Below are 21,951 nucleotides of genomic sequence, written 5' to 3'. Positions count from 1 at the left end.
TATGAACCCAGCCGATTGGTCTCTGCTCGACGTGCTTCGGGCACCCACCCCGGCGTTCTCATTCGAGTTCTTTCCGCCCAAGGACGATGCCGGCGAAGAGCTCCTCTGGCAGACAATTGCTGAACTCGAACCCCTTCAACCGACCTTCGTTTCGGTGACGTATGGCGCGGGCGGCACCAGCCAGGATCGTACGGTTCGCATCACGGCGCGGATCGCCGAATCGACATCGATCCGACCGGTCGGACATTTGACTCTCGTGGGCCAGAGCAAGGGCGAGGTGGAGTCTGTCCTCAAACAATATGCGGCCGCTGGCGTCGCGGATGTTTTGGTGTTGCGTGGCGATCCGAAGGGGGGACCACGCGCGGACTGGGAGAGTCACCCGGACGGGATGGATCACGCGGTTGAACTCGTCGAGCTTGCCCATCAGCTTGGTGACTTCTGTATCGGCGTCGCAGCGTTCCCCGAGGGGCATCCCGATGCCGATGACCTCGACGCTTGCGCGCGCGTGCTCGTGGCGAAGGCAGAAGCCGGCGCATCGTATGCGATCACGCAGTTGTTCTTCCGAGCATCGGATTATGTGTCACTCGTTGACCGTGTTCGTGCGCTTGGCTCAGACCTACCGATCATTCCGGGCATCATGCCGATCCTCAACTTCGCGCAGGTGTCGCGGATGGCCGAGTTGTCCGGCGCAGCGCTTCCGCCGGAAGTTCTGGAACAGATCGAACCGATTAAATCGGACAACGATGCGGTGCGGGCCAAAGGCATCGAACTGGCAACCCAGTTATGCCACGATCTGCTCGTCGCGGGAGCGCCGGGGCTGCATTTCATTACGCTCAACCGCTCGAAGGCGACACGGGAGATTTTCAACAAGCTCAAGGAAAATCACGACCTATAAGCACGATGTGTGCGATGTGGCCCGTTCCGTTTGAGTGGAACGGGCCGAAAGTGCACAAATCTCGGGGTTAACGGGCCTGGGGGCCGATTGATTCGGCGATGGCGGCGGTCGCCATACCGATCAGCTCGAGGGAGCCGCCTGCGTGGGCGTGGGCGCCGGCGAAATGGACACCGTTGCTCGGAGCAACACCGGGTACGGTCAGCGCTGACGTCCAGGTCTGCCACTGCCAACCCCAATGGCATTGGCGGACCAAGTCGACGGGGGACCGAGTCCAGCGCGCCGTGATCGCCGCGCGTAGATCCAATCCGAGTCGCGCGATTGCCATGATCGGATCCTCGCCCGAGCCATGCTCGACGGTCCACTGCCCTGGGGCGCTCCGCCACAAGCGGATCGGCGGGTTTGAGTGGACCAGAATCTCATCACTGAGGTCGAGCCCGGACTCGTCGAGGGCGAGAAATGTCCGCGACAGCGGCATGCGTCGCAGGCCGGTTGGCGCGGGTAGGGATGAGGGAGCGTTCGGCGCACACCAGATAACGATGTCGGCGCGAATATCGCCGCTTGAAGTCATGACACCGCTGGCCTGCCCTTCGGAAAAGGCGATGTCGAGCGCGGTGGTCCCGGTCACAACATCTACTGTGCGTTCTTCGAGCCGTTTCGTGAGCGCGTCGGCAAGAGCTGGCCGTCCGCCCGGAAAGCGCCAAAGCCCGAAATTCCTTTCGACGTAGTGGCTGACTGCGACGAATCCGGGTGTGAGGATCCGTTCGTCACCGTCGAGCCTGGCCGGGTCGAGGACAAGCTTGCGCAGGTAGTACTCATCCAAATCTCGTTTTGCAACGCCGGCAAGACTCCGACGCGCCCGCAGGGATTTCCATTGTGCTTTGGTGAAGTCTTTGCGGCCGTCGAAGGTGCGGTCCAATGCGACGCGGCGAAGGCTGTCCCAGACGGGAGCGAAACTGTCGACCCACGGTGACCACTTGTCGCTATCGAAGGCGGCCATCAATGCGTTGTGCTGATCGCCGCGGTTTCCCATCGGCAGGTCCAAGACGAGTTTGTCCTTGAAGATGTGACGTCGGCCGGCGATCTGTTCGAATTCAATGCTGCGTTCGAGCTGCCGTCCCGATTTGCGAAACAGATCGCGGAATACGCCCGGCAGGGTGACGGTCTCCCGGTGCGCCTGCCACGTAACACCATCCCGCTCGGTCCCGCGCAATTCGCCGCCGAGCACGGCCTTCTGCTCGATGAGTGTGACCCGATGGCGGAGCTTCGCGATACGGGCCGCCGCGGACAGGCCAGCAAATCCGGCACCGACGACAACCACGTTTACCATGGCCGAAGACTACGGGGTGGCCGAGCCTGAGCGGCAAACCCGGTGTCGCAGTGAACGTATGAGTCCGAAGCGGTTCCAAACCGTTGACTGCACAGCTGTGGCCATGTGGCAGAGTTATGCGCATGATGGGTCCCGTACGCACCGAGGTGATGCGGCAATCCGTGTTGGATGCGGTGACTCTCGCCGGCGGCGCAAATGCATCGCTTGAGATCCTCGACTTGGGTGGCGGCACCGGGGGTGACGCGGTGCGACTGGCCCGTGAAGGCCATCGGCTCACGGTCGTCGATCCCAGCCCGGACGCATTGGCCGCACTGGATCGCCGCTCACTCGACGAAGGTGTTGCCGAAGGCGTCATCGGGATTCTTGGTGATACGACCGACTTGCTTGAGCACGTTGGGCCGGAGCGCTTCGATCTTGTCATTTGTCACGGTGTCCTTGAGTATGTCGACGATCCCAGTCAGGCGCTGGATGTGGTTGCGCAAGTCCTGCGGCCCGGCGGGCACGTGAGCACGGTTGTCGCAAGTCGTCATGCCGCAGTGTTTGCCCGTGCGCTTGCCGGCGACTTCGTCAAGGCAGAGGCGCTGTTCGAAGCATCTGCGGCGACCTGGGATCTGCGGGTCGACGGGCCACGCCGTTTCACTCTCGTCGAAATCCACGATCTGCTGGCTGAGCATCATCTGACCGTCGTCGACACCAGCGCACTGCGAGTGTTCGCCGATCTTGTGCCCAGCACTTTGGTCGATTCCGAGCCCGGTGCACGCGACCGGTTATATGCATTGGAGTGCCGCGTGAAGAAGTCGCCGGAGTTCGCTGCCCTCTCCGCTGGTCTACAATCGATCGCACGCCTAGAATGGTCGGTAGACCCCGCCGATCGAGGAGGAAGAAGTGCCGCTCTCTGAAGAAGAGGCTCGGCTGCTCCATCAGCTTGAGCAATCCCTTGCCGCTGAAGATCCAGATTTTGCCTCCACTCTTCGTGGCTCGAAGATGTTCGCGCGCAATCGAAAACTTGCCGTTCTGGCTGGCTTTGGGTTTGTCGGTGGCATCGGCTTGCTGTTGGCAGGTGCAATGATCCCATTGGTCGCCATTGGGGTCGTCGGGTTCATCGTGATGCTGGCTTCGGCCTACATTTTCGCCAATGCCTATCGGCACGGCATCGGTGGCGCAGTCGAGGAGCAGAGCAAGCCCCACAATGCTCCACCGAAGCCCTCCGGTTCGTTTGTCGACCGCATGGAAGAGCGCTGGAACCGCCGCCAAGAGGGTGACGACTGGCGATAAGCCAGCCGGGAGGGAAAAACCCCTCCACCCTCCTCCACATTTCGTGAACCGCCCCTTCGGGGGCGGTTTTTTTGTTGCAAAAGCAGGCTTCTTCGAGTGCATATCGGCGCCAAGATGCGTCCATATTTTTCCTCAAAAACACTAGGTTTTGCGTTGACTGTGGTGATTAGTGGGGTAGAGTGGCGCAAAATGGAGCGCGAGGGTAGGCGCATGGGGAACGGCGGAGGTGAATCGAAGTGAGTCCAGAAGCGACCAACTTCTTCGGTACGTTCACCCCGCGTCTTGACGACAAAGGTCGGCTGTTCCTGCCAGCCAAATTCCGAACCCGCCTCGACCGTGGCGTTGTGCTCACCCGTGGTCCGGACAACTGCATCTTCGGCTGGACGCCCGAAAGCTTCAATGCGTTCACCGACCGGGTTCGTGACACGCCGTTTAGCAACAAGGAGGCGCGCAACTTCCTGCGCATGTTGTTCTCCGGCGCCTCGGACGAGACGCCAGACAAGCAAGGCCGCATCTCAATCCCGCAGGTATTGCGCAGCTGGGCGAGTCTCGACAAGGAATGTGTCGTCGTCGGTGCGATGGATCGCATCGAGATCTGGGACGCACAGCGTTGGGACGACTTCGCTACCGCACAAGCAGGACCATTCGCCGATATGTCCGAAGAAGTGATGCCCGGAATCTTCTAGTCGCTGTGCGAGATATCCGACCGTTTGGCACTGACATCACTTCCCCGGTGTCAGAACCACCCGGTCGGAGATCTGGCATCACGACCGGACCGGGCCAGATGAGAACAGGAGGAACCGATGCACGAAAACGTCAGGCGGGTACGCAACGATGTCGCCGATTCATTGGTTCTCATGGGTTTTTCTTTTGCTGCCTCAATCGTCGCCACCGCGATCTTTGCACTCCTGATCCAGTGGGCGTTATGACTGAGCCGACGCATATCCCGGTGCTCCTGCGACGAGTCCTCGAACTGCTCACCCCGTCGCTCAGCAAGCCCGGATCGGTCGTTGTGGATGCAACCCTTGGCCTCGGCGGACACGCCGAGGCCTTTCTGACGACATTTCCCGAGACGCACCTCATCGGCATCGACCGTGATCCGATTGCGCTCGACAAGGCACGTATGCGACTGGCGCGCTTCGGTGACCGCGTCACCTATGCTCCAGCGGTGTACGACCGCATCGGCGACGTCGTGCGGGATGCGGGATTCAAGGCTGTTGGGGGAGTGCTGTTTGACCTGGGCGTGTCCTCGATGCAGCTCGATGTCGCCGATCGCGGGTTCGCCTACGCCCACGATGCGCCGCTGGACATGCGGATGAACCCCGAGGACGAACTCACTGCCGCGACAGTGCTCAACACCTATGACGTGCGTGCTCTGACTCGGCTCCTGCGGATCTACGGTGAGGAGAAGTTTGCCAAGCGGATTGCCGAAAATGTCATCGCTGAACGGGCCAATGAACCGTTCACGACGAGTGCCCGACTGGTGGATCTGATCCGCAACTCGATCCCGGCCGCGGCTCGTCGCACGGGTGGCAATCCGGCCAAACGAACATTTCAGGCCTTGCGAATTGAGGTCAACGATGAACTCGGTGCCGTCGAGCGCGCGTTGCCAGCTTCGCTGGATACCCTCGAAATCGGTGGACGGGTCGTCGTACTGGCCTATCACTCGCTCGAGGACCGATTGACCAAGCGGGCCTTCACCAAAGTCACTACGAACACCGCGCCGCGCGGCCTGCCAGTTGTACCGGCGAACATGATGCCGCAGTTCACTCTCGTGACGAGGGGTGCCGAGCAGGCCAGCGACGGCGAAATTGCTGCGAACCCGCGGGCCCGGTCGGTCCGGTTGCGAGCGATCGAAAGGATCGCCGCATGAGCGCCCTGGCCAATCCGCGCACCCGACGGGTTCAACAACCAGTTGCCCCCAAACGCCTCAGGCTAGTGGCGCCAGCCAGCGCAACGACCAGTCGCACGCCATTTGTGGTTGTCGTCATCTTGATCATTTCGTTGGGGCTCGTTGGACTGATCTTCATCAGCACGGTCCTCCAAAGTCAGGCCTTCACGCTTGACAAATTGGACCGACAAGCGACCGAGTTGCAAGCCAAACAGGAAGCATTGACCCATGATCTTGATGCGATCAAGAGTCCTGCCGGTCTTGCCGCCGCAGCAATCGGTTATGGCATGGTTCCGAACGCCAATCCAGTGTTCCTTCGACTCAATGACGGCTCTGTTATCGGTAAGGCCGATCCAGCTCTTCCAGATACAAATGTGAAGCGGGTCGACCGATGACTAAGCGTCAGCGACTCACCCGCAACCGGCTACGGGTCTGTCTCGTCTTCGTTTTTCTGGTCTTCTCGGTCTTCGGTATTCGGTTGTTCCAGATCCAAGGCATTGACTCGCAGGCCTATGCCGCGATGGCCGTCAACGCAGGGACAGCCAAAGTCACCGTGCCGGCGCCGCGCGGGAAAATTCTCGACCGCAATGGGGTGGCGCTAGCCAGCACAACCGATGGGACGACGCTTACTGCCGACCCGAGTATGACCGCAGCGAATGCGACCGCAATAGCGCGCATACTCGTCGAAATGTTGGGCGATGAGATCGACTACTTCGACGCGGTTGCGAAATTGCGTACCCCGAAATCGCGTTATGTTGTGGTGGCGCGTCAGGTGCCGCAATGGACTGCCAACAAGGCACTCGCGCAGATTGCCAAAGCCAACTTCACCGGCGTATTCAGCCAGAAAGAAGCGATCCGCACCTATCCGGGTGGCAGTCTCGCGGCTAATGTCCTCGGCTACCTCAACGGTGCGGGCAAAGGTGTCGCCGGCCTTGAACAGGAATACAACAAGGTTCTGACCGGCAAAGATGGTTCGAGCACATATGAAGTTGTGCCCGGCACCAGCCAGCGCATACCCATGGCCGACAGCACAGTCACCCCGATGCAGCCGGGGCGGAACGTCACGACCACGATCGACCGAGACCTCCAGTGGTACTCCGACCAACGTCTCGTTGACGCGGTCAAAGCTTCGAGCGCTGACTGGGGGCTCGCTGTCACGATGGATGTGCGGACGGGGCAGCTGATTGCGGTCTCACAGGCGCCGACCTTCAACCCCGATACCAGGACTGGCATGACCGCTGCCAACACAGTCTCGCGCTTCCTACAGACCGTGTTTGAACCGGGCTCGGTACAGAAGGCGGTAACGTTTTCGGCGCTCGCAGACCAAGGCAAGATCGGTCCGGACTCCAAAATTGTCGTTCCCTCCAAGATCCAGGTGGATGGTTTTCCAATCGGCGATTACTGGCAGCACGGCACACTCCACCTCACCGCCGCGGGCGTCATCGCCAAGTCTTCCAACCTCGGCACGATTGTCGCCTCACGGCAGATGAGCGATCAGGTGATGCATGATTATCTGGTTCGCTTCGGCTTCGGGCAGAAGACCGGAATCAAGCTGCCCGGTGAGTCAGCCGGCATCCTCGCCGCTGCGTCATCATGGACGAAGGCCAATCATGCGACGATTGCGTTCGGTCAGGGCATCTCAGTCAATGCACTGCAGATGGCGCGTGCGGTCGGCGCGATTGCCAACGGCGGCATGATGGTCAAACCCACAGTGGTCACGAGTGTCGGCAACAAGAACGGCAAGCAAGTCGATGCTCCCGCTGATACCGGGCACCGTGTCATTTCACCCAAAGCCGCCGCCGCGGTGACCCGCATGATGGAAGCGGTTACGGCGCCTGACGGAACCGCTCCAGCTGCCGCGATCAAGGGCTACCGTGTCGCCGGCAAGACCGGTACCGCCTGGCGCGTCAATCCACTCACTGGTCGTTACGTGCGGGGGCAGAATACGGTGTCGTTCATGGGCTTTGCACCCGCGGACAACCCGCGGTTCTTGACCTACATCGTGCTTGATAGGCCGTTCGCGAACGCCGGTGGTGGCTCGACGGCCGGCCCGGTCTTCCACGACATCATGTCGATGGCGCTCGAGCGCTTCGGCGTCGAACCAACCGGTTCACCGAGTCCCAAGGTTGCCCAGAACTGGTGATGAGTAGGCTCAAGGGGTGTCCGAATTGATGCGAGTACGGCCGCGCACGACGCCGAGCATCGGGCTCGGTGACATCGCTGCCCATCTGGGTTTGGCCGTGCCCGCTGACAATGCGGAGTTGCCCGTCATAACCGGTATTGCGCTCAACACCGCCAGTATCGAGCCGGGTGATCTCTATGCTGCGCTGCCTGGCGCACGGGCCCATGGCGCGGATTATGCCGATCGAGCAATCGCGGCCGGCGCGGTCGCGGTGCTTACTGATCGAGCCGGGGCGCAGCGGGTCAGTGGTGTGCCGGTGCTGGTCGCCGAGTCGCCACGAGCGGTGCTCGCTGAACTCAGCAATTTTATCTACGCCGATCCGAGCAGCTCGTTCACGACAATCGGCATCACCGGCACCCAGGGCAAGACCACGACCACGTATCTCGCTGCTGCCGCGTTGGCCGGTGCTCGTACCGCGCTGATCGGCACAATCGGCACCATTATCAATGGCGTTCCAGCGGAGTCGGCGTTGACGACGCCCGAAGCACCGCAACTACAGGCCTTGTTCGCCGTGATGCGAGAAGAGCGTATCGACGTGTGCGCGATGGAAGTCTCCAGCCATGCGATGGTGCAGGGCAGGGTTGATGGCTTCGTCTTCGATGTTGCGGTATTCCTTAATTTGGGTCGAGACCACCTTGATTTTCACAAAGATCTTGAGGACTACTTTCAGGCGAAGGCGTCGTTATTCACACCCGAGCACGCACAGCACGGGGTTATCAACGTCGATGATGCTCACGGCCGTCGGTTGGTCGAGCAGACAACGCTGGCGGTGACGACGTTCTCAACTGAGGGCCGAGCCGCCGATTGGCGGGCGATCAACATTCGACCGCACCGACTCGGCACAGACCTCGAAGTACTGGGCCCCCATGGCGAACAATTTGAGCTCTCGGTGCCGCTGGCTGGCGTGTTCAACGTCTCGAATGCTCTGGCCGTGATCGCGGCATTGGCTAAAGCCGGCTTCGAGCCAGCAGACCTAGCAGCTGGAATCGCCACAAGTGCCGGTGTCCCCGGGCGGATGGAACGGGTCGACGTCGGCCAGCCATTCACCGCGGTGATCGACTATGCGCACAAACCCGATGCCGTGACGGCCGTGCTGAAAGCGTTGCGCCCGGTCACGGCTGGGAGCTTGATCATGGTGCTTGGGGCTGGCGGCGACCGTGACCACGGCAAACGGCCACTCATGGGCGCGGCCGCCGCAGCCGAGGCCGATATCTTCATCCTGACCGACGACAATCCGCGGACCGAAAACCCGGCCGCAATTCGTGCTGCGGTGCTTGAAGGCGCTGCCGGCGGCGCCGCGAACATTATCGAAATTGCTGGCCGGCGCGCCGCCATCGCCAAAGCAGTCTCGATCGCCCGCACCGGCGACACGGTCGTGATCGCTGGCAAAGGACATGAGCGTGGCCAAGAGATCGACGGCGTGATTCATCCTTTTGACGATCGTGCGGTGCTAATCGATCTGATCGGCGCCGACGGCGGCGAGGCATGATTGAGTTGACGCTGGCGGAGATCGCCGCGATCACCGGTGGTGTGTCGTACGGCGATCCATCGGCAAGAGTGCCCGGGGTTGCGGTGATCGACTCGCGCAGTGCCCAGTCGGGTGATCTGTTCGTGGCGATTGACGGCGAGCACGTTGACGGGCACGACTTTGTAGCGGCGGCAATTGCTGGCGGTGCAGCCGCAGTCCTGTGCAGCCACCGGGTTGATGCGCCGTGCGTTGTGGTCGGCGATTCCACTGCAGCGCTTGGCCTGATTGCACATGAGATGTTGCGACGTCGTGACGACATGACCGTCATTGCCATCACCGGGTCGCAGGGCAAAACCAGCGCGAAGGACCTCATTGCGCACGTCTTGTCAGATGCGGCGCCCACGGTTGCAACCGTCGGATCACTCAACAATGAACTGGGTGTGCCATTGACGGTGCTCAGCGTCAACGCCGACACTCGATTCCTTGTCCTAGAGATGGGGGCACGCGGTATCGGACACATTCGTACGCTCTGCGCGATTGCACGACCCGACATCGGTGTTGTCCTCAACGTCGGCACCGCACATATCGGCGAGTTCGGCTCGGTCGAGAATATTGCGATCGCCAAAGGTGAGCTCATTGAAGCGATCGGCACGGACGGCACTGCCGTGCTCAACGCGGATGACCCGCGCGTCATGAGAATGGCGGCTCGGACGAATGCGCGGGTTCTGGCGTTCGGAGCGGAAGGCGAGCTCGAATTCTTCGATCTCAGCCTCGATGTCGGTGGCGAGCCACACTTTACCCTGTCCTACCATCCTGAAGCGCGGGCTGAACACGTCGAAGTGCCGGTCCATATCCCGCAGCTAGGCGCCCACCATGCTGTCAATGCGGCTGCGGCCGCCGCGGTTGGTATTGCGGCGGGGCTTCGGCTCGAGGCGATTGCCGCGGCCTTGAGTACCGCAACCACAGTTTCGCCGATGCGAATGGCCAAAATGGTTCGGGCCGATGGCGTGACGATCATCAACGACGCCTACAACGCAAACCCGGAGTCGATGTCGGCCGCGCTGCGAACGTTAGTTGCGATGGGTGGAAACGGACAAACTTACGCAGTGCTCGGCGAAATGCTTGAACTCGGCTCAGCGAGTCCCGATTCGCATCAACAAATCGGTAGATTGGCTGCCGATCTGGGTGTCGATCACGTGGTCGTGGTGGGTCCGGGAGCTGCCAAAATTGCCGACGGTGCAGGGGGTCTTGCGATCCAGGTGGCCGATGTTGCTGCGGCCGTGAAGTTTCTCACGGCTCGAATTGGCGCTCAGGATGTCGTGCTTGTGAAAGCATCGAGGGGCGCACGACTTGAGCGCGTCGCCGAGGCGTTGGCGCTGCTATGACGGCATACTTCGGGCAGAACCGCATTCGGTTCACCGCCATCATGAGGAAGGGGACAACGAGTCCATGAAGGCGATCCTCATTGCCGGCGCTTTCTCCCTTTTCGGCACCCTGATCGGCACGCGGTTTGCCATCAAGGTCCTAATCGCCAAAAATTATGGCCAGTTGATCCGCGATGACGGGCCGACGTCGCACCACACCAAACGCGGCACGCCGACCATGGGCGGTCTCGTCATCATGTTCTCGGTTGTCTTCGGCTACCTCATCGCCAAAGCCGCGACCGGCTATTGGCCCTCAGCCTCGGCGATCCTGATCCTTGGTTTATTTGTTGGTTTGGCTGGGATTGGTTTCCTCGATGACTACATCAAAATCTCGAAGCAACGCAATCTGGGTCTACGCAGCAAAGCCAAACTTATCGGCCAGGTCGTCGTCGCGCTGACCTTCGCGATCCTTGCTCTGATGTGGGACGACGAAACCGGCCGCACCCCGATAACGCGCGGGATCTCTTTCACTCGAGACATCCCCGGCTGGACGTTGCCGACCGCCGTCATCGTCGTCTGGGTCCTCCTGATGATCGCCGGCACCAGCAACGGGGTCAATCTGACCGATGGCCTTGATGGCTTGGCCACTGGCGCCTCGGCAATGGTGTTTGGCGCATTTGTTCTGATCAACATCTGGCAGAGCAATCAGAACTGCTTCACCAGCCCTGGCCCGAAGTGTTACGAGGTTCGTGATCCCCTGGACCTTGCTGTTGTCGCGTCGGCGCTGACCGGTGCTTGTTTCGGCTTCCTGTGGTGGAATGCGTCGCCAGCGAAGATCTTCATGGGCGACACCGGATCGCTGTCACTCGGTGGCGCAATGGCTGGCTTCGCGTTGATGACGCGCACCGAGTTGCTTCTGGTTGTACTCGGCGGATTATTTGTTGCAATCACCATGTCGGTCATCATTCAGGTCGGCTATTTCAAGATCTCCGGCGGCAAACGCGTGTTCCGAATGGCACCGTTACAACACCATTTCGAATTATTGGGCTGGGAGGAGATCACGATCGTGGTCCGCTTCTGGATCATTAGCGGACTGTGCGTCGCCTCTGCGCTTGGCATCTTCTATTGGGAGTGGGTCACGGGCGTATGACCGGTCCCGACCTCGGCTCATTGGGTCGGGACTCATCCTGGGAGGGAATCCACGCCGTTGTCACCGGCTTTGGCGTGAGCGGGTTCGCTGCTGCCGATTCGCTCCAGCATCTTGGCGCGCGGGTGACGGTCCTCGACACGGGTGACAACGCTGGCTTGCGGGACAAAGCGACGTTGATGGAGATCCTCGGCGCGGACGTGCGATTAGGCGCGGGCGCAACCGCTGAATTACCCGCCGATGCCGATGTGGTCGTGACTTCGCCGGGCTGGCGACCGACGTCGCCGTTGCTTGTCGAGGCCGCAGGCCGCGACGTTCCGGTATGGGGTGAGGTCGAACTCGCCTGGCGTTTGCGCGGCGACAACCCGATCCCGTGGCTTGCTGTCACCGGAACCAATGGCAAGACGACAACAGTTCAGATGCTCGACGCGATCCTGCGTGCCGAGGGGCTTCGCTCGATTGCGGTTGGCAATGTCGGCATACCGATCCTTGAGGCGGTCATGAATCCCGATGGCTTCGATGTGCTCGCCGTCGAATTGTCGAGTTTCCAACTGCATTGGAGTTCTTCGGTCTCCGCGCAGGCGAGTGCAGTGTTGAACATTGCCCCCGATCATCTTGATTGGCACGGCTCATTCGATGCCTACACAGCGGCCAAAGGCAAGATCTATGAGCATGCCCAGCTTGCCTGCGTCTACAACGTCGAGGATCACGCAACTGAACAACTTGTTCTCGACGCCGATGTTGTAGAGGGATGTCGAGCGATTGGTTTTACACTGGGGATTCCGGGCCCCAGCATGATCGGCCTCGTCGATGACGTGATCGCCGACCGCGCGTTCATTGAAGGCCGCGCCGCCAATGCAGCTGAGCTTTGTTCGATCAAAGACCTTCATTCGCAGGCGCCGCACAACATCGCAAATGCGCTTGCTGCGGCAACTCTCGCCCGGGCCCACGGGGTCTCCGCTCGGGCGGTTCGGGCGGGCCTGCGCAGCTTTCGCCCCGATGCGCACCGCATTGCGGAGGTGGCCGTGATCGACGGAGTCGACTATGTCAACGACTCCAAGGCAACCAACCCCCATGCTGCCCGGGCCTCGATCCGAAGCTTCGACTCGGTTGTATGGATTGCTGGCGGTTTGGCGAAGGGTGCCAGCTTCGATGATCTGGTCCAATCGGCGCGCACGAAATTGCGTGGTGTCGTCCTGATTGGCCAGGATCGGGCGGTGATCGCGGACGCATTGCAGCGACACGCGGCTGATGTGCGCGTCGTCGAGGTCGAAAACGGCGATGATGACCTTATGGACCGCGTTGTGGCGGCGGCAGCACAGTTGGCTCAGCGAGGAGACACGGTGTTGCTGGCTCCGGGATGTGCGTCGATGGATCAGTTCAAAAACTACGCAGCACGCGGCGATGCCTTTACCGAGGCGGTTAATCGACGCAAAGGCTGAATCACAGGAGGCAGCATGAGCGACAGCGGCGGACAGCCAGTCCGCACGATGTTGACCGCGGCCCGCAAAATCCTCGAACGCCCGCTCGCCTCCTATCAACTGATCCTCGGCGTTGGCGCGATCCTGCTCGGGCTTGGCCTGATCATGGTTCTCAGCGCCAGCTCGGTGCTCGCACTTCAGGCATTCGGTGATTCGTTTTACATCTTCAAACGGCAGTTGATTTTCGCCGTTGTGGGCCTCATCGGTGCCGCGATCGCTGCCAATATCAGCCTCACGACTTTGCGCAAACTCGTCTACCCGGTCCTGGTCGGCACGACCGTGCTGATCTTGGCGACTTACACTCCGCTCGGCCTCACCGTCAACGGCAACCGCAACTGGTTGCCGTTGTTCGGTGGCTTTCAGATTCAGCCGTCCGAGTTTGCCAAGCTCGCAATCGTCCTGTGGGCTGCGGACCTCTATGCGCGCAAGGAGAAACTACTTCGAAATCCGCGACACCTGTTGGTGCCGCTGATCCCCGTCGCAGGCCTCGTTACGCTGCTCGTTGTGGGTCAAGGGGATCTCGGCACGGCTCTGGTCCTGTTCGCCGCCATCGTCGGCATGCTGTGGGTCGTGGGGCTGCCAGGCAAATACATGGGCGGCGTTGCACTCACGATCGGCGCGTTGCTGGTGTTCTTCGTAGCCACGGCGCCGCACCGCGTTGTGCGGCTGCTCAGCTTCCTTGACCCGCTGTCGAGTGCTGATGCGGCAGGCTATCAATCGGTGCACAGCATGATGGCGTTTGCCACCGGCGGCTTCTGGGGCGTTGGGCTTGGTGCAAGCCGGCAAAAATGGGGGACCCTTCCCGAAGCGCACACCGACTTCATCTTGGCCGTGATCGGTGAGGAGCTCGGGCTGTTCGGCACATTCGTCGTCGTCATTCTGTTCATGTTGCTCGCTTACACAGGTGTACGCATTGCCACTCGTACGAAGGACCAATTCGTCCGCTATGCGGCCGCCGGCATCACGATCTGGCTCATGACGCAGGCAGTTGTCAACATCGGCATGGTGCTCGGGCTGCTTCCCGTCATCGGCATCCCGTTGCCGCTGTTGTCCTACGGCGGTTCCAGTCTGCTGACGACACTGATCGCGTTGGGGCTGTTGGTCAATTTCGCCAAGACCGAGCCGGGGGCGCGACGCGCGCTTGCGGCCAGTCGCAAACGGCGCGGGTCACTGCGGAGTCGCCTGCCCACCCTCCAGAGGAGATAGCTCGTGCGTGTACTCCTTGCCGGCGGCGGAACTGCCGGTCATACCTCACCGCTACTGGCCACCGCTGCGGCGCTGGTGGAGCTTGAGCCCGACATCAGCATCACCTGCCTTGGGACTGCTCGCGGGCTTGAGGTCACACTGATTCCCGAAGCGGGATACGCACTCGAATTGGTGCCACCAGTGCCGCTGCCGCGCAAACCCGGTGTGGAAATGCTGCGCCTCCCTGGTCGGTTGCGCGCTGCCAAGCGGGCAACCGCAGCGGTCTTCGACCGGGTTAAGCCCGATGTAGTCGTGGGTTTTGGTGGCTACGTTTCTGTGCCCGCCTATCTGGTCGCTCGTCGCCGCAAGACACCGCTGGTCGTCCATGAGGGCAACGCACTGCCCGGCATCGCCAACCGGCTCGGTGCGCGTTTCACCACACATGTCGCCACCAGTTTCCCGGACACTCCGCTGCGGCATGCTGTCTACACCGGATTGCCGATTCGCCGGGCGATCTCGTCGCTTGACCGAGTCGCTAAACGGGCCGAGGCGCGTGCTTTCTTCGGGCTCGATGCGGATCGTCCGACATTGCTGGTCACCGGCGGATCGCAGGGGGCCCGACGCATCAATCACGCGGTGTCGGCTGCTGCTGTCGATCTTGCTGCCGCCGGTATTCAGGTCCTCCACGCGGCTGGCCGGCCCGATGAAGTCGACCTGCAGCCGCGCCCGGGGGATCCGCCGTATGTAGTGCGCCAGTTCATTAACCGGATGGATCTGGCCTATGCGGCCGCCGATTTGATCGTGTGTCGCTCGGGTGCCAACACAGTGACCGAGGTGGCCGCAGTAGGCCTGCCGGCAGCTTTTGTTCCGTTGCCGATCGGCAACGGTGAGCAGGCGCTCAATGCCAATTCGGTGGTCCAAGCCGGCGGTGCACTACTGATCGACGATGATGCGTTCACGCCGGCCTGGATCGATCAGGTCGTCATACCGTTGATCACGCGCCCTGATCGGCTTGCCGCGATGTCTGCGGCGGCCTCGGGAATTGTGGCCCGTGATGCTGATCGCAAGCTCGCCGAGATGGTCCTCGCGGCGGCGCGAGGATGAAACTCCCCGTACCCAACGACATCCCGCCCGCCGATCAGTTGGGCAAGGTGTTCTTCATCGGCATCGGGGGCGCGGGCTTATCTGCGATCGCGCGACTCATGCATGCGCAGGGCATCTCTGTGAGCGGCAGTGATGCCAAGGATTCGGCCGTACTGACCGCACTCCGGGCTGAGGGGATCACCTGTTTCGTTGGCCAGGACGCCGCTCATGTCGATGGCGCCGACACGGTCATCGCCTCAACTGCCGTACGGGCGGATAACCCTGAGATTCTCGCCGCTGCAGCGTCGGGCGCTCGGCTGTGGCCGCGCTCGGCCGGACTTCAGTCGGTGTTCCTTGGCCATCGCACGGTCGCGGTCGCCGGCACCCACGGCAAGACCACGACGACCGCGATGCTGACCTCGGCACTGATGGCCGCCGGCGCGGATCCATCGTTTGCGATTGGGGCCGAAGTCGAGAGTCTTGGCACGAATGCCCGGATCGGAAGCGGTGATGTCTTCGTCGCCGAAGCCGATGAGAGCGACGGGGCTTTCTTGGTCTACACCCCGACCGGCGCGATCGTCACGAATGTCGATGCCGATCATCTGGACAATTACGGCACGGTTGCGGCCTACGATGCGGCATTTGCTGAGTTCATCACGCATATCGGCGAGTTTGTGATCATCTGTTCCGATGATCCCGTTGCGGCGGCATTGGCCGAGCCCGCCCGCGCTCGTGGTTTGCGCGTGATGACTGCCGGATTTGCTGAGTCAGCCTCACTCCACGCCCATGAGCTGGTGATTGACGGCACGCATACTGGATTTGCTGTGCGCCGCGATGGCGTTGAGCTCGGCCGCGTCGAACTTCAGGTGACGGGGCGGCATTACGCCCAGGATGCGATGCTCGCGCTCGGCGCTGGCCTCGAGCTGGGGTATTCCTTCGACGCTCTGGCGCGCGGGCTCGCCGCTCATCAGGGTGCACGTCGCCGCATGGAATTCCTCGGTGCGGCCGGCGGCATTAAAGTTTATGATTCCTATGCGCATCACCCGACTGAAATCAGGGGCGATTTGGCGGCGGCACGCGCAATCGCCGGGCCGAGCCGGCTGGTGGTGGCATTCCAGCCACATCTGGTGAGCCGTACGCGGCTCTATGGCGGCCGGATGGGACTCGAACTGTCCGCCGCTGATGATGTCGTGGTGGCCGACATTTATGTGGCCCGCGAGGATCCCGATCCAGCAGTTACTGCGCAACTTATTGTCGATGCGGTGGTCGGAACGCCCGCTGTCGTCGGTGGTCCGATTGAGCGACTGGACGAAGTCCTGCTCGCGCGATTGCGACCTGGCGATGTCTTGTTGACCCTCGGTGCCGGTGACATCACGACCGTTGGCCCCAAAGTGCTCACGCGGCTCGGTGCCGATGACTGAGCAGCGCTTCACGCAACGCCGTCGGGCCAGCCATTGGCACCGCATCAGGTTCTGGTTGATCGTGATCCTCGCGTTACTGGGCGCCGGGACGCTGATCTGGTTGTTCTGGTTCTCGGCGACATTCGGCGTGCGTAATGTAGAGATCAACGGCACCGAGACGCTTAAGCCGCACGCCGTCGAATTTGCCGCTGCGGTTCCAAAGGGTCAGCCACTGGTTCGGGTGAATACGACGCAGATCGAGTCACATGTGTCGCTGTTGGCAAGGGTCGAATCGGTTGACGCACGCAGGCATTGGCCGAACACAATCACGGTGAACATTCGCGAGCGTCATGCGATCGCATGGATTCGTGACGGCACGACGATCCGGGGTGTTGATCGCTTCGGTGTGGATTTTCGTTCGTATGCGAAGCCGCCCAAGGAGCTCATCGAAATTCGAATCACCGCCAATACGCCGAAGCGCCGGCAAGACGCAATGGTCGAGGCAACCAAGGTGATCGGCAGGATTCATGCCAAGGACACCGCCCTCGAATCGTCGATCGATCATGTCACGGCTGGTACGAAAGATTCCGTTGAGTTGGCGTTGACCAAAGGCCGGACGGTTCGCTGGGGGAGCGCGGCAGATTCGACCGCAAAAATCACCGTTTTGAAGCCGCTGCTCAAGATCAAGGCGAGAACCTATGACGTCTCGGCGCCCGAACAGCCAACAACTCGCAAGTAGCTCACGAAACTGACCGAGCATGCGGCGTGTCGGCGACCAACTTCGGTCCGCGCCACGTAACTTTTATAGTGTTCAGGTTGACATAACTATAACCCTCGAGTTGAGGGTTAGGGTTTCCAGGGGCTGATCCCGAAGCGCAATTCTAGGAAAGGTTCGCACGCGATGGCTGTACAGAATTACCTCGCCGTGATCAAGGTTGTCGGTATCGGCGGAGGCGGCGTCAACGCCGTCAATCGCATGATTGAGGTCGGCCTCAAAGGTGTCGAATTCATCGCCATCAATACGGACGCCCAAGCGCTCCTCATGAGCGATGCTGACGTCAAACTGGACGTCGGCCGCGAATCGACCCGTGGACTTGGCGCCGGTGCTAATCCGGAGATTGGCACGAAGGCCGCCGAGGACCATGCAGAGGAGATCGAAGCCACACTCAAAGGTGCTGACATGGTCTTCGTCACCGCCGGTGAGGGCGGCGGAACTGGCACCGGCGGCGCGCCGGTCGTGGCGCGCATTGCGCGCTCGTTGGGTGCGCTGACGATCGGTGTTGTCACCCGACCCTTCAGTTTCGAGGGACGCAGCCGCTCGGGCCAGGCCGACGCCGGCATTGAGGCGCTGCGCGAAGAAGTCGACACGCTCATTGTTATTCCGAATGACCGGCTGCTGTCGATCAGCGACAAGAACGTCAGCCTGTTGGACTCGTTCCGCCAAGCCGATCAAGTCCTATTGCAAGGCGTTTCGGGAATCACCGAACTCATCACCACACCAGGGCTCATCAACCTCGACTTTGCCGACGTCAAGTCGGTCATGTCCGATGCTGGCTCGGCACTTATGGGCATCGGCTCGGCGCGTGGCGAACATCGCGCTGCGGTCGCTGCCGAAATGGCTGTCTCCAGCCCGTTGCTCGAGGCTTCGATCGAAGGTGCACGCGGCGTGCTGCTGTCGATCGCCGGTGGCTCCGATCTCGGCCTATTCGAGATCAATGAGGCGGCCGGCTTGGTCGCCGACGCGGTCCATCCCGAGGCTAAGATCATCTTCGGTGCGGTTATTGATGACGCCCTCGGCGATGAGGTTCGAGTCACCGTCATTGCCGCTGGCTTCGACGGTGGTGAACCGAAGAATCGCGATGTCGCGAAGCCAGCGCTGTTGCGCGATCTTGATGTCGACAAGCCGGTCGCCGAGCCGGTGCCCGAGTCTTCGCCGTCCTACCTTGCACCCAACCGGCATCTGGACGGCCCGCCAGCGACGGCTCCGGTCGAGCCGATGCCGGTCGATTATGGCGACGATCTCGACATACCCGATTTCCTTCGCTGAGGAAGGGCCCAGTCCGTTGTTCTTCTCCCGCGGATCGCTCGGTCCGGTCGAGTTCGCCTTCACCACCCGTGTTGGCGGGCACAGCGCCGGACCGTATGAATCGCTGAACCTTGGCGGCTCGACACCGGCCGAAGAAGGCGCCGACGACCCTCAACTCATACGCCGCAACCTTGCGACGCTAGCCGAAGCAATCGACGTTCCGGTGACTCGCACGATGAGTCAGGTGCACGGCTCGACCATCGCATTCATTGACGCGAACGAGGACGTTCCGATTGCCGATGCGATGATCACTGATCGCACCGGCGTCGGGCTGGTCGCACGCGTAGCCGATTGCACGCCGATCGTGCTGGCCGATCCAAGGGCACGCTTGATCGCGGTCGTGCACGCCGGTCGCGCGGGACTTGTTAACGAGATCGCGCCGGCCACCGTACGAGCCATGCGCGCGCGGGGCGCGACGCGGATTCAAGCCTGGCTGGGACCACGTGCTTGTGGCGCTTGCTACGAACTTCCGCAGGAGATGGTCGATGAGATCAGCGCGCAGATTCCCGCGGCTCGATCGCGGACGTCGAAGGGCAGCGCCGGACTTGACGTCGGCGCTGGCATCCTGGCCCAGCTAGCCGCCGAGGATGTCGGCGTCAGCGATCTAGGGGCCGGTGCGTGCACGATCGAGGACGAACAGTTCTTCTCCTACCGTCGTCAGGGCGCACGCTCGGGCCGCCAAGGTGCGATCATTCTGCTCCATCCGGACGAATCATGACCCGCCGCGACGAACTCGAAGCGAACCTTCACGACGTTGAGACGCGCATCGCCGCAGCCTGCACCGAAGCGGATCGACCGCGCTCAGAGGTGCGGCTCATTGTGATTACGAAGACCTATCCGGCGAGCGACGTCGACCTGTTGGCGGGGCTCGGCATACGCGATGTCGGCGAAAACCGGCACCCAGAGGCTGGCGACAAGTTCGACGCTGTGCAGGCGTCCGACCTGCATTGGCACTTCGTTGGCGGGCTGCAAACCAACAAAGCGGCCGCGGTTGCGCGCTACGCCGATGTCGTCCACAGCGTCGATCGAATCAAACTCGTACGCGCGCTTGACAACGGCGCGGCCGCTGCTGGCCGCACGCTCGAGTGCCTCGTTCAAGTCGCACTCAGCGATGACGAGGGACGGTCGGGTGCTGACCCGCACACCGTTGATGCGATTGCAGATGGGATCGCGAGTGCCGACAACCTGAACCTCGGGGGAGTCATGGCGGTCGCGCCGCTCGGCGCCGATCCGGCGGTGGCTTTCGCCCAACTGGCACGAATCGCTGAGCAGGTGCGGGGTAATCATCCCGAAGCAACAACTATCTCGGCTGGGATGAGTGGCGATCTTGAGGCTGCGATAAAGGCCGGCGCGACACACCTGCGAATTGGGCGTTCGGTGCTCGGCGAGCGGCCTCCACTCAGGTAATCTCGAACATGTAGTTCTTGTGACTACGCACCATTACACATATCGAACGTACGGAGACCTCATGGCTGGCGCAATGCGCAAAGTTGGTGAATACCTCGGCCTCGTCGAGCAGTCCGACTTCGATGACGAGTTCGATGACTACACCGAGCCCGCAGCCCCGACACCGAGGGCCGAAGCTCCACGAGCGGCCGCGGCCCGTAGCACGCCGGCTCCCGTCACGAGCATTACCGATCGTCGCAGCCCTGCTGCTGCGGCACGAAGCGATCTGGCCAGGATCGAAACGGTAACGCCGCGCAATTACAACGACGCGCGCACAATCGGTGAGCACTTCCGTTCGGGAGTGCCGGTCATCATGAATCTTTCGGAGATCGATGACACCGATGCCAAACGCTTGGTCGACTTCGCTGCGGGACTAATCTTCGGCATGCACGGCTCGATTAATCGGGTCACGGCCAAGGTGTTCCTGTTGTCGCCAGAAAATGTGCTCGTCTCGGACGAGGACAGACAGCGGATCGCTGCCGGCGGCTTTTACGACCAGACCTGAGTCGTGGTAGCTGTTGGCAAGGTCATTGACTTCGTCCTGTTCGCGTGCATTCTGATCCTGTTGGCAAGGTTTGTGCTTGATTGGGTGCAGATGTTTGCCCGTCAATGGCGGCCAAAAGGGGCCGTTGCAGTGCTCTGTGAGGCGCTCTATTCGTTGACTGATCCACCCTTGCGCGCGATCCGAGGTGTCATACCGCCGGCACGTCTGGGTGGGGCAATGATTGACTTCTCGCCGCTTATCCTCCTGGTGGGCATCTACGTGCTTCAAGCGGTGAATCGCGCGATATTCTTCTGAAGATCCGACCGGACCTAGACCGTGTGGCAGAAGTGACCGGCTACAGAGTACGGTGGAACCCGAATTGTCCTATTCATGTGAAACAAATTTGAGGTGAACTCATGCCGTTGACGCCCGAGGACGTACGCAACAAGCGTTTTACTCCTGTCCGACTCCGCGAGGGCTATGACATGGGCGAAGTCGATCAGTTCCTTGATGAGGTTGAGGCTGAACTTGAGCGGCTTACGGTCGAGAATCAAGAACTTCGCGCCAAAGTCACTGCCGCTTCGTCCGGTGAACAGACTGGTCTGATGCCGGCCGTCACGGCTCCGGCCACGACCGGATCGGTGCCCGCTCAGCAGGCACCGGTTGACATTGCCCCAGAAGTCCCCGAGCCTGCTCCTGAACCCGAACCAGTCGCGGTTGCCGCGCCTGAGCCGGCCCCAGTGGTTGAGCGGCCCCGCGCGACGATGGGCGAGGCCTCGTCTGCCGCTGCGCGGCTGCTCGAGATTGCGTCGAACAACGCCGATCAGTTGATGGAATCGGCCAAGGATGAAGCCGATCGAATCGTCGGTGAGGCACGTACGAAGGCCGAGCGACTCAACAACGAATCGCGTGGCAAAGCCGATCGACTGGAAACCGATGCTCGCATTCGTGCGCAGAAGCTCGACGAGGAGACCAAGGAGCGTCGCCAACAGGCCATGGCCACTATCGAGCGCGAGCGCTTCGAACTCCAGCGCGATGTCGAGCACCTGCGGGCCTACGAGCGCGAATACCGTGCCCGCCTGAAGAACTACTTCCAGAGCCAGCTCGACGGCTTGGCCGCGCAGGAGAAGACCGGATCTGATCCCGTTGATGCTCCCGCCGATGCCTCGCCCAAGCGTATTCGTTCGTTGCTTGGCGACGACGACAACAACCTCTGAGGTCAATTCGAGAACGGCCC

Annotated in this window: 23 protein-coding genes; 22 read left to right on the top strand and 1 reads right to left on the bottom strand. The window is 61.4% G+C overall.

Annotated elements, in window-relative coordinates:
- Position 1 precedes the first annotated feature (1 nt).
- On the top strand, positions 2 to 895 hold the full coding sequence (metF, locus tag AC2YB9_RS11350) for a methylenetetrahydrofolate reductase [NAD(P)H] (RefSeq protein WP_487265457.1): 894 nt from the start codon (positions 2 to 4) through the stop codon (positions 893 to 895).
- A 67-nt stretch (positions 896 to 962) separates the two neighbouring features.
- On the opposite strand, the gene AC2YB9_RS11345 is transcribed toward metF, so the two are convergent.
- A complete protein-coding gene (locus tag AC2YB9_RS11345; protein ID WP_487265456.1) occupies positions 963 to 2,222 on the bottom strand; it encodes a phytoene desaturase family protein in 1,260 nt (419 codons plus the stop codon).
- Positions 2,223 to 2,344: 122 nt separating this feature from the next.
- Between AC2YB9_RS11345 and AC2YB9_RS11340 the strand changes: the two genes are divergently transcribed.
- The 21 genes from AC2YB9_RS11340 (at position 2,345) to AC2YB9_RS11240 (ending at position 21,931) form a co-directional block, all read left to right on the top strand.
- On the top strand, positions 2,345 to 3,121 hold the full coding sequence (locus AC2YB9_RS11340) for a methyltransferase (protein WP_487265455.1): 777 nt from the start codon (positions 2,345 to 2,347) through the stop codon (positions 3,119 to 3,121).
- The gene (locus AC2YB9_RS11335) at positions 3,108 to 3,497 is read left to right on the top strand and encodes a DUF3040 domain-containing protein (protein ID WP_487265454.1); all 390 of its coding nucleotides are present in this window, start codon (positions 3,108 to 3,110) and stop codon (positions 3,495 to 3,497) included. Before AC2YB9_RS11340 ends, AC2YB9_RS11335 begins: the two co-directional genes overlap by 14 nt.
- A 236-nt stretch (positions 3,498 to 3,733) precedes the next feature.
- Positions 3,734 to 4,183 carry a division/cell wall cluster transcriptional repressor MraZ gene (gene mraZ, locus AC2YB9_RS11330; RefSeq protein ID WP_487265453.1) on the top strand — a complete coding sequence of 150 codons (450 nt, stop codon included), beginning with the start codon at positions 3,734 to 3,736 and terminating at the stop codon, positions 4,181 to 4,183.
- 117 nt (positions 4,184 to 4,300) lie between these two features.
- Positions 4,301 to 4,426 (top strand): hypothetical protein, encoded by a 126-nt coding sequence (locus tag AC2YB9_RS11325; protein ID WP_487265452.1) that lies wholly within the window; start codon positions 4,301 to 4,303, stop codon positions 4,424 to 4,426.
- Positions 4,423 to 5,370 carry a 16S rRNA (cytosine(1402)-N(4))-methyltransferase RsmH gene (gene rsmH / locus AC2YB9_RS11320; protein ID WP_487265451.1) on the top strand — a complete coding sequence of 316 codons (948 nt, stop codon included), beginning with the start codon at positions 4,423 to 4,425 and terminating at the stop codon, positions 5,368 to 5,370. Before AC2YB9_RS11325 ends, rsmH begins: the two co-directional genes overlap by 4 nt.
- Positions 5,367 to 5,783 carry a cell division protein FtsL gene (gene ftsL, locus AC2YB9_RS11315; protein WP_487265450.1) on the top strand — a complete coding sequence of 139 codons (417 nt, stop codon included), beginning with the start codon at positions 5,367 to 5,369 and terminating at the stop codon, positions 5,781 to 5,783. The genes rsmH and ftsL overlap by 4 nt, the downstream gene beginning before the upstream one ends.
- A complete protein-coding gene (locus AC2YB9_RS11310) occupies positions 5,780 to 7,531 on the top strand; it encodes a peptidoglycan D,D-transpeptidase FtsI family protein (protein ID WP_487265449.1) in 1,752 nt (583 codons plus the stop codon). Before ftsL ends, AC2YB9_RS11310 begins: the two co-directional genes overlap by 4 nt.
- Before the next feature lie 28 nt (positions 7,532 to 7,559).
- Positions 7,560 to 9,059, top strand: a complete 1,500-nt coding sequence (locus AC2YB9_RS11305) for a UDP-N-acetylmuramoyl-L-alanyl-D-glutamate--2,6-diaminopimelate ligase (RefSeq protein ID WP_487268603.1) — start codon at positions 7,560 to 7,562, stop codon at positions 9,057 to 9,059.
- Entirely contained in the window at positions 9,056 to 10,423 is a 1,368-nt protein-coding gene (locus AC2YB9_RS11300; RefSeq protein ID WP_487265448.1) for a UDP-N-acetylmuramoyl-tripeptide--D-alanyl-D-alanine ligase, read from the top strand. The genes AC2YB9_RS11305 and AC2YB9_RS11300 overlap by 4 nt, the downstream gene beginning before the upstream one ends.
- A 64-nt stretch (positions 10,424 to 10,487) precedes the next feature.
- Entirely contained in the window at positions 10,488 to 11,552 is a 1,065-nt protein-coding gene (gene mraY / locus AC2YB9_RS11295; RefSeq protein ID WP_487265447.1) for a phospho-N-acetylmuramoyl-pentapeptide-transferase, read from the top strand.
- Entirely contained in the window at positions 11,549 to 12,991 is a 1,443-nt protein-coding gene (gene murD, locus AC2YB9_RS11290; protein ID WP_487265446.1) for a UDP-N-acetylmuramoyl-L-alanine--D-glutamate ligase, read from the top strand. Before mraY ends, murD begins: the two co-directional genes overlap by 4 nt.
- A 15-nt stretch (positions 12,992 to 13,006) precedes the next feature.
- On the top strand, positions 13,007 to 14,236 hold the full coding sequence (ftsW, locus tag AC2YB9_RS11285; protein ID WP_487265445.1) for a putative lipid II flippase FtsW: 1,230 nt from the start codon (positions 13,007 to 13,009) through the stop codon (positions 14,234 to 14,236).
- A gap of 3 nt (positions 14,237 to 14,239) precedes the next feature.
- Positions 14,240 to 15,319, top strand: a complete 1,080-nt coding sequence (gene murG, locus AC2YB9_RS11280) for an undecaprenyldiphospho-muramoylpentapeptide beta-N-acetylglucosaminyltransferase (RefSeq protein WP_487265444.1) — start codon at positions 14,240 to 14,242, stop codon at positions 15,317 to 15,319.
- Entirely contained in the window at positions 15,316 to 16,719 is a 1,404-nt protein-coding gene (murC, locus tag AC2YB9_RS11275; protein WP_487265443.1) for a UDP-N-acetylmuramate--L-alanine ligase, read from the top strand. The genes murG and murC overlap by 4 nt, the downstream gene beginning before the upstream one ends.
- Entirely contained in the window at positions 16,712 to 17,437 is a 726-nt protein-coding gene (locus AC2YB9_RS11270; RefSeq protein WP_487265442.1) for a cell division protein FtsQ/DivIB, read from the top strand. Before murC ends, AC2YB9_RS11270 begins: the two co-directional genes overlap by 8 nt.
- 162 nt (positions 17,438 to 17,599) lie before the next feature.
- The gene (gene ftsZ, locus AC2YB9_RS11265) at positions 17,600 to 18,745 is read left to right on the top strand and encodes a cell division protein FtsZ (RefSeq protein WP_487265441.1); all 1,146 of its coding nucleotides are present in this window, start codon (positions 17,600 to 17,602) and stop codon (positions 18,743 to 18,745) included.
- The gene (locus tag AC2YB9_RS11260; RefSeq protein WP_487265440.1) at positions 18,708 to 19,502 is read left to right on the top strand and encodes a purine nucleoside phosphorylase YfiH/LACC1 family protein; all 795 of its coding nucleotides are present in this window, start codon (positions 18,708 to 18,710) and stop codon (positions 19,500 to 19,502) included. The genes ftsZ and AC2YB9_RS11260 overlap by 38 nt, the downstream gene beginning before the upstream one ends.
- Positions 19,499 to 20,191 carry a YggS family pyridoxal phosphate-dependent enzyme gene (locus AC2YB9_RS11255; protein WP_487265439.1) on the top strand — a complete coding sequence of 231 codons (693 nt, stop codon included), beginning with the start codon at positions 19,499 to 19,501 and terminating at the stop codon, positions 20,189 to 20,191. Before AC2YB9_RS11260 ends, AC2YB9_RS11255 begins: the two co-directional genes overlap by 4 nt.
- Before the next feature lie 61 nt (positions 20,192 to 20,252).
- A complete protein-coding gene (locus AC2YB9_RS11250) occupies positions 20,253 to 20,735 on the top strand; it encodes a cell division protein SepF (protein WP_487265438.1) in 483 nt (160 codons plus the stop codon).
- A 3-nt stretch (positions 20,736 to 20,738) separates the two neighbouring features.
- On the top strand, positions 20,739 to 21,029 hold the full coding sequence (locus AC2YB9_RS11245; protein WP_487265437.1) for a YggT family protein: 291 nt from the start codon (positions 20,739 to 20,741) through the stop codon (positions 21,027 to 21,029).
- Between the two features lie 101 nt (positions 21,030 to 21,130).
- Positions 21,131 to 21,931 carry a DivIVA domain-containing protein gene (locus AC2YB9_RS11240; protein WP_487265436.1) on the top strand — a complete coding sequence of 267 codons (801 nt, stop codon included), beginning with the start codon at positions 21,131 to 21,133 and terminating at the stop codon, positions 21,929 to 21,931.
- The last annotated feature ends 20 nt before the right edge of the window (positions 21,932 to 21,951 follow it).

The organism is Aeromicrobium changchenzhani (assembly GCF_057586615.1).
The sequence above is the reverse complement of the archived record's forward strand: the minus strand, read 5'-3'. Positions and strand labels throughout refer to the sequence as shown.

Bases quoted from the DNA above. Each gene is read 5' to 3' on its own strand.
- metF (WP_487265457.1), top strand. From the start codon at position 2: ATGAACCCAGCCGATTGGTCTCTGCTCGACGTGCTTCGGGCACCCACC.
- AC2YB9_RS11345 (WP_487265456.1), bottom strand. From the start codon at position 2,222: ATGGTAAACGTGGTTGTCGTCGGTGCCGGATTTGCTGGCCTGTCCGCG.
- AC2YB9_RS11340 (WP_487265455.1), top strand. From the start codon at position 2,345: ATGATGGGTCCCGTACGCACCGAGGTGATGCGGCAATCCGTGTTGGAT.
- AC2YB9_RS11325 (WP_487265452.1), top strand. From the start codon at position 4,301: ATGCACGAAAACGTCAGGCGGGTACGCAACGATGTCGCCGATTCATTG.
- rsmH (WP_487265451.1), top strand. From the start codon at position 4,423: ATGACTGAGCCGACGCATATCCCGGTGCTCCTGCGACGAGTCCTCGAA.
- ftsL (WP_487265450.1), top strand. From the start codon at position 5,367: ATGAGCGCCCTGGCCAATCCGCGCACCCGACGGGTTCAACAACCAGTT.
- AC2YB9_RS11310 (WP_487265449.1), top strand. From the start codon at position 5,780: ATGACTAAGCGTCAGCGACTCACCCGCAACCGGCTACGGGTCTGTCTC.
- AC2YB9_RS11305 (WP_487268603.1), top strand. From the start codon at position 7,560: ATGCGAGTACGGCCGCGCACGACGCCGAGCATCGGGCTCGGTGACATC.
- AC2YB9_RS11300 (WP_487265448.1), top strand. From the start codon at position 9,056: ATGATTGAGTTGACGCTGGCGGAGATCGCCGCGATCACCGGTGGTGTG.
- mraY (WP_487265447.1), top strand. From the start codon at position 10,488: ATGAAGGCGATCCTCATTGCCGGCGCTTTCTCCCTTTTCGGCACCCTG.
- murD (WP_487265446.1), top strand. From the start codon at position 11,549: ATGACCGGTCCCGACCTCGGCTCATTGGGTCGGGACTCATCCTGGGAG.
- ftsW (WP_487265445.1), top strand. From the start codon at position 13,007: ATGAGCGACAGCGGCGGACAGCCAGTCCGCACGATGTTGACCGCGGCC.
- murC (WP_487265443.1), top strand. From the start codon at position 15,316: ATGAAACTCCCCGTACCCAACGACATCCCGCCCGCCGATCAGTTGGGC.
- AC2YB9_RS11270 (WP_487265442.1), top strand. From the start codon at position 16,712: ATGACTGAGCAGCGCTTCACGCAACGCCGTCGGGCCAGCCATTGGCAC.
- ftsZ (WP_487265441.1), top strand. From the start codon at position 17,600: ATGGCTGTACAGAATTACCTCGCCGTGATCAAGGTTGTCGGTATCGGC.
- AC2YB9_RS11260 (WP_487265440.1), top strand. From the start codon at position 18,708: ATGGCGACGATCTCGACATACCCGATTTCCTTCGCTGAGGAAGGGCCC.
- AC2YB9_RS11255 (WP_487265439.1), top strand. From the start codon at position 19,499: ATGACCCGCCGCGACGAACTCGAAGCGAACCTTCACGACGTTGAGACG.
- AC2YB9_RS11250 (WP_487265438.1), top strand. From the start codon at position 20,253: ATGGCTGGCGCAATGCGCAAAGTTGGTGAATACCTCGGCCTCGTCGAG.
- AC2YB9_RS11240 (WP_487265436.1), top strand. From the start codon at position 21,131: ATGCCGTTGACGCCCGAGGACGTACGCAACAAGCGTTTTACTCCTGTC.